This window comes from Parabacteroides vesiculifaciens (assembly GCF_049860805.1).
Lineage (GTDB): Bacteria > Bacteroidota > Bacteroidia > Bacteroidales > Tannerellaceae > Parabacteroides.
Window position 1 is genome coordinate 3,028,879 of record NZ_CP187555.1, and the last position, 12,915, is coordinate 3,041,793.

General features: G+C 46.2%; 9 protein-coding genes. 1 reads left to right on the plus strand and 8 read right to left on the minus strand.

The window, feature by feature from the left end; genetic code table 11:
- Positions 1-94 precede the first annotated feature (94 nt).
- The 6 genes from ACPYIV_RS12355 to ACPYIV_RS12380 all read right to left on the minus strand — a co-directional run bounded on the left by ACPYIV_RS12355 (position 95) and on the right by ACPYIV_RS12380 (position 6,201).
- Positions 95-478 carry a co-chaperone GroES gene (locus ACPYIV_RS12355; RefSeq protein WP_005637370.1) on the minus strand — a complete coding sequence of 128 codons (384 nt, stop codon included), beginning with the start codon at positions 476-478 and terminating at the stop codon, positions 95-97.
- Between the two features lie 109 nt (positions 479-587).
- Positions 588-1,160 carry a DUF4251 domain-containing protein gene (locus tag ACPYIV_RS12360; protein WP_293733882.1) on the minus strand — a complete coding sequence of 191 codons (573 nt, stop codon included), beginning with the start codon at positions 1,158-1,160 and terminating at the stop codon, positions 588-590.
- 71 nt (positions 1,161-1,231) lie between these two features.
- Entirely contained in the window at positions 1,232-2,584 is a 1,353-nt protein-coding gene (locus tag ACPYIV_RS12365; protein ID WP_425883249.1) for an MATE family efflux transporter, read from the minus strand.
- 92 nt (positions 2,585-2,676) lie between these two features.
- A complete protein-coding gene (locus ACPYIV_RS12370; protein ID WP_293740856.1) occupies positions 2,677-3,684 on the minus strand; it encodes an ABC transporter ATP-binding protein in 1,008 nt (335 codons plus the stop codon).
- Positions 3,685-3,691: 7 nt separating this feature from the next.
- Positions 3,692-4,726 carry an iron ABC transporter permease gene (locus ACPYIV_RS12375; RefSeq protein ID WP_293733885.1) on the minus strand — a complete coding sequence of 345 codons (1,035 nt, stop codon included), beginning with the start codon at positions 4,724-4,726 and terminating at the stop codon, positions 3,692-3,694.
- 47 nt (positions 4,727-4,773) lie between these two features.
- Positions 4,774-6,201 carry an MFS transporter gene (locus ACPYIV_RS12380; RefSeq protein WP_425883252.1) on the minus strand — a complete coding sequence of 476 codons (1,428 nt, stop codon included), beginning with the start codon at positions 6,199-6,201 and terminating at the stop codon, positions 4,774-4,776.
- Between the two features lie 196 nt (positions 6,202-6,397).
- Here ACPYIV_RS12380 and ACPYIV_RS12385 point away from each other — a divergent pair, with 196 nt between their 5' ends.
- The gene (locus ACPYIV_RS12385; RefSeq protein WP_425883254.1) at positions 6,398-10,468 is read left to right on the plus strand and encodes a hybrid sensor histidine kinase/response regulator transcription factor; all 4,071 of its coding nucleotides are present in this window, start codon (positions 6,398-6,400) and stop codon (positions 10,466-10,468) included.
- A 186-nt stretch (positions 10,469-10,654) separates the two neighbouring features.
- On the opposite strand, the gene ACPYIV_RS12390 is transcribed toward ACPYIV_RS12385, so the two are convergent.
- The gene (locus tag ACPYIV_RS12390; protein ID WP_293734012.1) at positions 10,655-11,554 is read right to left on the minus strand and encodes an alkaline phosphatase; all 900 of its coding nucleotides are present in this window, start codon (positions 11,552-11,554) and stop codon (positions 10,655-10,657) included.
- Positions 11,555-11,628: 74 nt separating this feature from the next.
- Entirely contained in the window at positions 11,629-12,840 is a 1,212-nt protein-coding gene (locus ACPYIV_RS12395) for a glycoside hydrolase family 88 protein (RefSeq protein ID WP_425883257.1), read from the minus strand.
- Positions 12,841-12,915: the final 75 nt, after the last annotated feature.

Genomic DNA, 12,915 nt, shown 5'->3' on the forward strand with positions numbered 1-12,915 from the left:
ATAATCGCTACTATTGATAGTTAGTCTTGTTGATTTGGTTGCAAAAATACATCAAAAAACTGGATAGCATAGTATTTTGCCAAACAAAAAGGAGTTATTCAAACAAACCTTCGTCGCGAACCAACATCAAAATAGCCGAATGAGGAACAATCAGAAACTTCTCTTCATTAAAATTGATCTCGTAGGCCGCATTCTGCAGAAATACAGCCAGATCGCCCTCATGCGCCTGTAAAGGGAGATAATGAACCTCGCCTTCTTTCTTCTTTTCCCACACTTCATGTTCCTCACTCTGGGAAGGGAGTGGAAAACCGGGACCGACCTTGATGATATAGCCGCTCTGGATCTTTTCCTGCTGGACGGTAGGCGGCAGGTACAATCCGGATTTTGTCTGACTCTGCGGGTTCTTCGGCTTGATAAGCACCTTGTCGCCTACCATCAGGAACTTATCGATGTCTTTCTGATCTATTGCTAATTGCATAACTTTTATGTTTATGATATTTTAGAGAACAAAGATATAAAATACGTTGCATAAAAAAAGCTGCTTCCCTTTCCGAAAGCAGCTTTTCCTGAACAAAAGAATCTACACATCAGATGGCACGTCCCTTAAATACATTAGACTGATCCGACGGATACAGATAACCGGTAAACGAAATACGGTTGCTGTTGAAGTTCGGACTCACAGTTGCCGTACACTTATTCGTACCTTTCACCATGCGGATTGTCACATTGGCGGAGACTGCAACACCTTGTACCATCATACTGAATGTAACATTTCCTTTTTTGTCTGTTTTCATTTCTATATTCGAAGCGCTTCCATCAACCGTAATACCTCCGATTCCGTTCGGTCCGGCAGCGGCAACATTAAAAGCCAGCTGGATAGTAGCCCGGTCGCCATCCATAGAAACGAAATTCGTACTCGGAGTCACATAAACGAATTGTCCACGCTTAAACTCGACACGTTCGGCTTCCAATACGAAATCTTTATTTTTCAGTGCTTGTACACCTTGTTCGAACAAGGCCATCTGTTCGGCTGCTTCGGCAGCTTTCTTTGCTTCTTTCTCTGCTTTTTTGGCGGCCTTTTCGGCAGCTTTATCCTGCTGGGCCATCATTGTTCCTGCGCTAAAAAGCAGGACAGCCAGTAATAATAATACTCTTTTCATACTTCTCATTCTTTTAGTTGAAACCTAAATAATCTACTTTCATATAGTAGACAAACAACATACTGAAAAGTTCAATGTAAATTCTTACTTTTCATGTTTTTAACATGATGCCATAAGAAGAGCCAGGCAGTTGTAGCGGCCAGAAAATCCGAAAACGGCGCGGCATACCAGACGCCATCCAATCCCCAAAAACGGGAAAACAACAACATCGCCGGTATAAGGAACAGCACCTGGCGGCTTAAACTCAAAAACATTGCCTTCCAGGCAATCCCGATGCTCTGGAAGAACTGGCTGATCGAGATCTGCGAACCGACGACTACAAACACCAGCAAACTGATCCGTAAACCATTCGCCGTGACATCCAGCAGAGCCGGGTCATTCGTAAAAGCACGGGCGATCAGTTTCGGAAATGCCACACTACAAAAGCAACCGATCCCCATAATAATGGTAGCGGTAATAATGACCAGACGCAAAGTTTCCTGGACACGCTGATATTTCTTTGCTCCGAAGTTAAAACCGACAATCGGCTGCATCCCTTGCGCAATCCCGATAATCAGCATCACCAAAAGCATCCCGACGCTGGTAATGATACCGTTTGCCCCTAATGCCAAATCTCCCCCGTGTTGTTTTAGCGCATAATTCTGGATCACCACCACCAGGCTTCCTGCCAGCTGCATTGCAAAAGGAGAAACCCCGATCGTCAGGATATTCCATACCACATGCTTCTCCAACTTGAATATGCCCTTATGGAAGCGGACAACGCTGTCTTTCTGGAGAAAATGGTTCATCACAAAAAGGGTACAGAGCAGCATCGAGATGATCGTCGCTATCGCCGCTCCCTTAATTCCCATATCCAGCCAGAAAATGAAAATCGGATCGAGTATCACATTGGTTATCGCCCCGATCAACATGGTGTACATCGCCTTCTTCGGATAACCGGAAGCACGCATGACCGCATTGAAACCAAAGCTGAGTGAAGTCAGGATCGTCCCCGGAACGACAATATCCAGGTAGTCTTTTGCGTACGGAATCGTCTGTTCGCTTCCTCCGAAAGCAAGCAACAAGTCCTTCATCCAGATCATACAGGGAACTACCGTCACTAGCGTTATAATAAATGTCAAGGTCAATGCATTCCCTAATACTTTCTCCGCCATGTCATTCGCTCTGCGTCCCAGATGAATGGAAACACGCGTCGCAGCACCGGCTCCGACGAGCATGCCGAACGCCTGAAGAAACAACAGAATTGGGAATGTCAGCGTAAGCCCCGCCATCGCCAGCGGGCCAACTCCCTGACCGATAAAGATACGGTCGACAATGTTATAAAGAGCATTCACCATTGTACCGATCACTGCCGGTATCGCATAATGTAACAATAATCGGCCGATCTTCTCATGTTCCAGCCGCCATGTTATTTCGTTCGCCATATTTATATTTTTAATCTAAATTATACCTTTTGTTCCATACCCATGAAACTATGTTTTCATCGGCATGGAACTATAGTTTCACAAGCATGGAACTATGTTTTCATGCTAACGAGAGACACGAGCTCCGCCACTGTCCTGAGTTCTTTTTCCCCACCTTCGGGAAAAGCCACGATCAGTTGATGAGGACTTTTGCAAGTGACATTCAACTGTCCCCTTTTTACGGGCGAAGGACGGTAGCCATTACGGATCAGAGCATTTCCCACCCAATAGGAAGTCAGGAAGTCACCTTCCACACCTATCGGCAATGTGGGGGCTTCCGTATTCAGCTTTCCGGTCGCCGGATCGAAAACGATTCCTTCCTTGCCGAAAAAGGATTCAAAAGCCCCGCTCATAATCAGGTCTTCGGGAGTTCCGCAAGCCATCGGGCGCCCTTTCTCCTGCAACCAGAGGCAATCGCCCATTTGGATAGCCAAATCCAGGTCGTGGGTAGAAAGCAGAATCGCTTTCTGTTGTTCGACGGCCAGACGATGCAACAGAACCATTGTCTCGATACGGCTGGTTACATCCAGGAAGGCAGTCGGTTCGTCCAGCAAGATTATCGGGCATTGCTGGGCAAGCGCTTTGGCTATCATCGCTTTCTGCCGTTCCCCGTCGCTCAGTTCCGAAACATAGTTATGGGCTTTATGGGATATTCCGGCAGCTTCGAGCGATTGTTCTATGATCTCACGATCCGGCTTCTTCAATTGCCCGAAAAAGCCGGTATAAGGATGTCTTCCGAGCGAAACCAGTTCATATACGGTAATTCCACCCGCATTCGTTTTTTCCGTCAGTACAACACCGACGGTCAGGGAAAAGTTTGCCTGAGAGTAATCGGAAAGCGGTTTCCCCATCAAGCGTATTTCCCCTCCGAGCGGAGGCTGGAAACCGCAAAGCGTACGGAGCAATGTCGATTTGCCGGCTCCGTTCAAGCCTAACAAACAGGTGACTTCACCGGGGACGAGTTGCAGGTTCAGATCGTCGTGGACCACTTTCCGTTTACCGCCTTTCAGCAGGTAGCCGATAGCGAGTCCTTTTGTTTCTATTGCAGATATTCTTGTCATAAGTCGATCAGTCAAAGTATTGGATATTCTTCCGGTTCACAATCACATAAATAATAACAGGCGCGCCAAGCATCGGGGTCACGGCATTCAACGGCAAAATGTTATGAGTACCCGGTAACACCATCAACAAATTACAAAGCAACGCAATGCAAGAGCCGGTCAACAACGTGACGGGAACCAGCATCTTATGATTGGATGATCCTAACATCAAACGGGCGATATGCGGAACCGCCAGACCGATAAAGGAAATCGGACCGCAAAAAGCAGTCGTTGTCGCAGTAAGCAGGCCCGTACACAACAGGATCAGAATGCGCGTCCGCTTAATCTTTATCCCCAGATTGGCGGCATACATTTCTCCCAAAAGCAACGCATTCAGAGGTTTGATCAAGAGTATCGCCAATAGCAACCCTATGCATGTAAAACCTGCAAAATAAGGCAACTGCTGTAAAGATACCCCGGAGAAGTTTCCCAATCCCCACATCACAAATGCATGCACCTTATCGGTCGAAGCATAATAATTCAGAACCGAAATCAATGAAGATGCCAGATAGCCGATCATAATACCGATGATCAGCAACATGACATTATTTTTGACCTTCGCCGAGAAGTAAATAATCAATCCTAAAATACAGGCCGCCCCACTAAATGCAGCCAGAATCACCGCCAGGTAGCCACTGACAGGCAAATCGGTTACCATACTCAGCGAACCACCGAAATAGAGCATAATCGCGGCAACTCCCAGGTTAGCCCCGTCACTAATACCCAGGATAGATGGACCGGCAAGCGGGTTCCTGAACAATGTCTGTAGCAACAATCCGCTAACGGCCAATGAAGCACCAGCCAACAATGCCGTCACCGCCTGGGGGAAACGGCTCTGCAACACAATGTTCTGCCATGCAAGCCGCTCCGTCCCTTCTCCCGACAATATATTCACCACACTCTCAACCGGAATAGAAACGGCACCATAGACCAGACCACCGGCAAACAGCATCAACAGGAGAACCAACAAAAGCGGATAAAAAATAAAGGCTTGCTTTTTCATGCCTGCAAAGATAATGCTTTTTTAGTTGTCCCATCCAATACTTTTGGCTACCTTGCACGGGACGTCACCCGATCATACACAAATAGAGCAAAAGCCGCTCCTACGCCAATTGCCAACAAGACCAGCCAGATTTGTGAAGGGTGATAGGTGTCCCACAGGTAATTCGTCAATTCCCGAGGGCTCATACCGGACTGACTGGCAACCTCATCGAAATAAGCATTATTCGATAGCCCTTCCGGAATCCGGAATCCTTTCTCTGCCACATACTTCTGAACAATCATCACCTTATCCGACATCTGCTGGTAGACTGATCCGGAGATAATACCGGCTAAAACATTTCCCAAAAAGACAGGAATAAAGGAATATCCCATATACAGAGCTTTCTTGTCAGCCGGAGCAATCCGTCCGATATATTCTGTAATTTTGGGCGATCCCGCCATCTCTCCCAAAGAGAAAACCAGAATGGCGACCATCGTAAACAACACATTCTGGAAAGCAAGCGTCAACGACATGCCAATCGCACAAACCAAAAAACCGGACATCATGGAGCGCAATGGCTTCATCTTCATCACGACACTCGAAACCATGACCTGAAGCAGAATAATGTAAAGCGCATCTATATTCGTCACAAACTCCGAGTCCATGACACCGGGAGCGGGACTATAGTTATGGCTGATAAATGGGAAATGAGCCTGAAAGAAATCATATAAGACACTCGTATCTACCCATTGCGAGATAAACACCGGCAAGGTAAAAAACAACTGGTTATACATCGTCCAGAAACCAGCCACAATCAGAAGGAAAACGATAAACTTCACATCTTTCAGGATACTTCCCATATTCCGGAATATACTGGCAAACGTTTCAAACAGGCTTTCCGTACTCTTTTCATTCTCCACACGCCCCGGTTCCTTATAGAACAGCAGCAAAATAAAATTCAACGAAACAATCCCGGCCGACACATAAAAAATCAAAGACGAAGTCCCCTTAAAAAGCAAAGTGACAAGAGGCCCGAAGAAAGCCCCGATATTCACCATCATATAAAAAATGCCGAAACCGATAGAAGCCGTTGCATTCGTTGTTGTCTTGGCTATCGTAGCCGATATGATCGGTTTAAACAACGCCGCTCCTACTGCCAGATACAAAAACATAAGAAAAACACCCGTAAAAGTAGAGAACTGAGGTAATAACAGAAAAGCCGATACATAGATCATAAAAGCCAGCAACAACACCTTCTTGTATCCGTATCGGTCAGCGATCGCCCCGGTCAAGACCGGAAGGAAGTAAAGAATCCCTGTCCCGACTCCCATCAACCAACCTTTCTGCTCCTGGGTAAACTCCAAACCACCGGCATCGGACGAACCGGTCAGATAGTTCGCAAACAGCATAAAAAATCCATACCAGGCCCATCGTTCGAATAGTTCTATCACATTGGCCACCCAAAAAGTTCGGGGAAACTTTCCAAAAACACTCATAATTGTATTTGTTTATATCATATTGTCATCAAAGCATCGGTAAAGATAAAACATTTTTACAAAATTGAGTAAACAATTATACGAATACCTTTTAAATATAGATACCAGGCAGAACATTTAAGACAACATCCTTTAACTATCAGAAAAATTTCTTTATCTTAGCCCCTCAAACAAATAGCTGCTAATGTCATATACTATGAGAAGAATCATCATATCACTCATAATGCTTTTAGGATTCTGTTCCGGCATATATCCAATCTATTTCAAACATATAGGCATGCAGGAAGGCCTGTCACAACTATCCGTCATGGCAATCTACCAGGATAATTTAGGTAGGATGTGGTTCGGAACGGAAGAAGGCATCAGCATATACGACGGGGTCCAGACCACGGTCTACAAACCGTCGGAATATCACCGTCAGAGCACCAACCCGATAGGCAACCAGACGCATTTCATCGCCGGCGATAAAGACGGGAATGTTTTCTTCGACTCCGACTATTCCTTGATCCGTTACGACATGCGGGCACAAGAATTCAGATGCCTGCGGGAATCAAACGTATATAGCGTAGCCTCTATCAAAGGAACGATATGGGTCGGAATAGCCGACTCCGTATTCACCTGGAATCCGGATAAGAACGAACTCGATTTCGTTACGAAGCTGGAAAACCGGCACCAACATGCGACTTGTTTCAGGCAAGATTCCAACGGCCGGTACTGGATCGGCACCACAGAAGGGTTATTCAGGATGAATGACGACAAATCCCTCACCTGTATGATCATGGGTGAAGACATTTACGGCCTGTATGAAGACTCCAGATACAACCTCTGGATATCCATCCGCATGAACGGCATGTACAAAAAAGACGTACGCGGCAATTTCACACGTTACCGCTATGACCCGTCCAATCCCAACAACATATCGAGCAACCAGGTACGGGATTTTGTGGAAGATAATTTCGGAAATATCTGGATCGGAACCTTTACGGGATTGAACAAATACAATCCGATCAGCAACCAGTTCGAGGTTTACGCCCGGAACCCGTTGCCCGGAAGTATGGCTCACTCATCCGTATTCCCCGTTTACAAAGACCGGCAGGGCACGATCTGGCTGGGCACCTATTATGGTGGCGTCAATTATTTCAATCCGGAGACAGACCTTTTCACGGTTTATGCAGCCAACAATGTCCGAAACGATTGCCTGAACTACCCTTTCGTCGGTAAAATGGTGGAAGATAAAGACAATAACATCTGGATCTGTACCGAAGGCGGCGGACTGAACTTCTTCGACCGGAAAAAGAAAAAGTTCACCTACTTTATGGCCGATGAAAACCGTAATTCCATCGCCCACAACAACCTGAAAGCAATAGCCTACAGCCCGGAGCATAACAAACTCTATATCGGGACCCATACCGGAGGACTTTCAATCTTCGACATCAAAAGCAAGAGGTTTAATAACCCCTACTTCGAAGATCCGTCTTACGCCGTCATTGCAGGCGACCGTATCAACCAGATGAGAATCTACAAAAACGAATTGATCTGCACCGGTCCGAAAGGGATCTTCAAAATGAACCTGGACACCGAAAAAGTATCTCCGCTGTTCAAGAGTGGCAAATATTACGGGAACACTTGCTTTCTGATCGACTCCAAAGGATATATGTGGCTGGCTTATGGCAAAGGTGTCTGGAAGATCAACCCCGAAAACGAAGAAGACCAAGTACAATTCCGTTCAGGCGAAAACGGCTTGGGGACATTTCCCATCTCCCAAATAATCGAAGACAAAGAGGGACGGATTTTCCTCGGGACCCGGGGCTCCGGACTGTTCTATTACGACGAGGAAGATAAACGGTTCATCGGGTATACGACCGAAAACAGCTTTATCGCCAGCGACTATTGCTATGAACTGACATTGTCGACGCTGAACCAATTAGTGATAACCGGCGATAAAGGCATTACCTTCTTCGATCCGGACCAAAACCTGTTCAAGGTTGTGGAACTGGGAACCGCACTTCCCCTGACAGGTATAAACATCGGTTGCGGCATCTTAGTCTGCAAAAACGGGGAAATATTTGTCGGAGGCAGTAATGGCATGGCGACTTTCTTCGAGCAACAATTGTTCAACTCCGCCAAAGATTACCAACTGTATTTTTCCGACCTGTTTATCAACAATGAACTGGTTTTTCCGGGCGACCACAACAAGGTGCTCACCGCCGCCCTGCCCTTCACCCAGGAGATAGAACTGGCCTATAACCAGAACAACCTGATCTTCACTTTTACATCCAACAACTATGTCAACACGCTGAAAAAGGCGTCTTATGAATATATGCTGGAAGGTTTCGACAAAAAATGGATTCCCAGTAAGGACAACAACATATTCTATACGAACCTGAACCCCGGAAAATATACGCTTATCGTCCGGGAAATACAATACGACCCGAATCTGGAACAACCCCGCACCATCAAGATGGATATCCATATACATTCCCCCTGGTATGCTTCCAAATTGGCTTATTTCATCTATCTGGTATTGATCATAAGCATACTCTACAGTATTTACCGTTTCAAGAAGTCACAATACATGTTGCAAACTTCCTTAGAGATGGAACGGAAAGAAAAAGAGTCGATCGAAGAGCTGAACCAGGCAAAGCTACAGTTCTTCTCCAATATCTCGCATGAATTCAGGACACCGTTGACGCTGATTATTTCCCAGATAGAACTTCTGTTGCAAAGCAGTTCATTGTCTCCTTCCGTGTACAACAAACTACTGAAAGTGTATAAGAACACCTATCACATGCGGAACCTGATCAGTGAGTTGCTGGATTTCCGTAAATTAGAACAAGGACACATGAAACTGAAAGTGTACGAACAAGACATCGTCCCGTTCCTAAAAGAGATTTACCTGTCTTTCTACGAATATGCATCCAGCCGTTCCATCACTTATAACTTCACGGCTCCAAAAGGCCCTGTTATATGCAACTTCGATCCGAAACAAATGCAAAAGGTATTCTATAACCTGCTTTCCAATGCCTTCAAATATACCAAATCGAATGCAACCGTTGAAATGATATTAGAGAACAAAGAGGATGAAGTTATTATTAAAGTAATCGATAACGGTATCGGTATCAGCAAAGAGGATATAGATAAGATATTCGACCGCTTCTATCAGGCGGAAAACGGCATTTCGAATATCACCAAGACCCCCAGCACGGGTATCGGGCTTTCATTGACCAAAAATATTATCGAGTTGCACCACGGGACGATACTGGTGGAAAGTACGCCGGGCTACGGTAGTATTTTCATTGTCCGTCTCCAGAAAGGCTCTGCTCATTTCACCGAAGAGGAACGGACAGAAGGTCGGCAGGAAAAGCTACCTGAAAACCTGATTCCCGACACGGTCGCCTTCACAGACCACATGGAAGAATTTTCCGATACCGAACAAAAGGAGGTGTTGATCAAAGGAGACGATTCACCCCGCACGATCCTGCTGGTCGAAGACAATGAAGAACTGCTTCAGATCCTAGCCTCCCTGTTCTCGCCGATCTACCGCGTCTTGTTGGCACGAGACGGTAAGGAAGGGTTGGAAAAGGCACGCGAGGAACGGCCGGATATTATCGTGAGCGACGTCATGATGCCGGAAATGTCCGGTACAGAGATGTGCTTGAAGATCAAAAATGATTTTGATGTATGCCACATCCCGGTCGTCCTGCTTACAGCACTCACTTCCGCCGAGCAAAACATCGAAGGGTTGCAGCGGGGCGCCGACGACTATATCAATAAGCCGTTCAATGCCAAGGTACTGTTGGCACGCTGCAATAACCTGGTCCGCAACCGTATTATCCTGCAAAAGAAATTCAGCCAGCAGAAGGATTTCGACGCACAATCGCTGGCAAGCAACCCGATCGACCAGAAATTCCTCGATACGGTCAACTCGATCATTGAAAAGAACTTAGATAATATCGACTTCGACATGAATATGATGGCACGTGAACTGGGACTCAGCCGCAGCTCGTTGTATGCCAAATTCAAGGCGCTAACCGGCATGACGCCCAACGACTTTGTCCTCAGCTGCAAGCTGAAGCGAGCCGCAGCTATGTTGACCGGTAACCCCGATTTACAGATTGCCGATATCTCCGACCGGTTAGGCTTCGGCTCTCCGCGTTATTTCACCCGCTGTTTCAAAGCCCAGTTTGAAATTACCCCGGCAGAATACAGGAAAAAGTCCGAGAAAGAAAAGGAGGGAGAGAAAAAAGAAGAAAAAGGGGAAGCATAAGGCTACGAAACGTCTGTTTCCATCATAAAAGCCTCGTTGCGCATGCGCAAAAGGACATTTTATTAAGGTAATGACCAGTTGCGCACGCGCGAAAAGGTATTTTAATCTCAAAACGACGAATTGCGCATGCGCGACAGGTCTTATTCTAAGAAAAACAACGTATCGTACACGCTACGGGACATTTTGTCATTTAAACACTTGAGTCATCGGGCGACCGATCCAAACCTGCGGTTGTTTCAACCCGAAGATATAAGCGATTGTCGAAGCACAGTCGAACTGCATCATGCTTTCTTCAAATTCATATCCTTTCTTGATCCCCTTACCGGAAATAATAAAGGCTGTTTCCATCTCTTCCATTGTCTTGCCGCCGTGTCCTTTTTTGATGCCGCCATGATCGGCTGTCACGATAAAGATCGTCTCATCCAGCATACCTGCATCCTTAACCGCCTGGATGATCTGGCCGACATAACCGTCAAGTTCTTTCAACTTTTCATAATAGGCAGGCGTGTCATGTCCTTCCGCATGGCCGACATGGTCCGGTTCGTCAAAAACGATATTCACCAAGGCAGGACGTGCACTCTTGATATAATCGACCGCACATTTGGTAGTGGCAGGATTCTGTGGCTTTTCCGTGATATTTTTATCATAGCTCAAAGCCAACGTATCGACAACATAACGGATTCCCGCCCATTCGCAAATACAGCCGATTTCGGCTTTCGGATCGGATTCACGGAGCAAACTGAATACGGTCGGGAAAATGCCATTCTTATTCACCACTCGCGAGGGCAATTCCGGGGTTTGCGATCCCCATTCCGTATACCCGTGAAGTTCCGGTCCCGCTCCCATATACATAGAAGCCCAGTTCACGGCACTGGAAGATGGAAGGACCGAACGTTTTTTCAACGTATAAGATCCTTCGGCCATCAGCCTCTTCACATTCGGCATATCGGCCTTGTCCACACTATAAGCGCCCCAGCCGTCCAGCCCGATCAAAACTACATGTTTGGCTTTCCATTTGGCAGCCATCGAAGCATCGGCAAACAACATCAGAAATGCCAATGCAAAAATCAATTTTCCTATTTTCATACTATTCTAATTAACGATGCAAAGATAGTTTACAGGTGTGATATTTAGTCATCTTCGGACAGTTCAAATCTCGATTAAATATCTTTTTCAATATCCCGTTTACGTTTTAATGCTTCCAGGTAATAGTAATCGGCATAGTTCAGCGGAACGTCTATTTCGGAATTGTGGGGAATGCTGCCTACGGAATGCATCAACAGGAAGTTTCCGTTCGTCCCCAAAGCTGCGCGATAAGCCGGAGAAGAAAGTGAGACCATGATACTGTCGGCATACGTTTTATAGCCAGCTGCATCCGGCACATCCATTGTACTAATCTCGTAAAGGGCGGAAGCGATACAGGAAGCCGTCGAAACGTCACGCGGTTCGTTCGGGATGTTCGGGGCGGACATATCCCAGTAAGGGATCAGGTCTTCAGGCATATTCTTCAGGTTCTTCATCATATTGAAAGTCTTCAGGGCCTGGTCCAGATATTTACGATCTTTGGTTTCACGATAGCATACTGTATAGCCATAGATAGCCCATGCCTGCCCGCGGCTCCAAATAGACTCGTCGGCATATCCCTGTGCCGTCTGGCGATGGCGCACCTGACCATCTTTGACACTATAGTCGATCACATGATAGCAACTTCCATCCGGACGGAAATGCTCCTGCATCGTACGGTCGGCATGAGACACGGCAATTTTATAGAAAGAAGAATCACCAGACAAACGCGTTGCTTCGAACATCAGTTCAAGGTTCATCATATTGTCGATGATAACCGGACACTCCCAACCCCGTTCGGACTGCCAGCCGCGTTCCACATCCCACGACTGGATAATACCGGCTGCCGGACGGAAACGGGTAGACAATGACTGGGCCGCCTGTACCATCACATCCTTATAAGAAGGCGTTCCGGACAACCGCAAACCATTCCCGAAACTGCAATTTATAATAAATCCGATATCATGATGCCAGGTCAGGTTCTTGGCTTCCTCTATGGCATCCGTATATTTGGCGGCCAACGGCATCAACGTACTGTCACCCGTCAATTCATATAAATACCAGACTGATCCGGGGAAAAAGCCGCTCCGCCAATCCGCATAACTGCAATAGTAGACGGAACTGTCCGTCTTCAGCGTTACAGGGTTCAGGCATTTCCCACTCGCTTCAATCACACCGATCTCATTTCCTAATTGTGCACGGGCAAAATCGATATTCTCGTCGATAAAACTTTTTTCCTCTGTTTTAGGGGCACCTGCACAAGATAGCAGAAATGCCGAAAAAGCAAATGCAATCAAATTTTTCATCATGATTCAATTTTCCATTTAAAATCCAAACAAAGTTGGATAATTCATTAATAATTAACTTTTGTATCTTATCTTTGT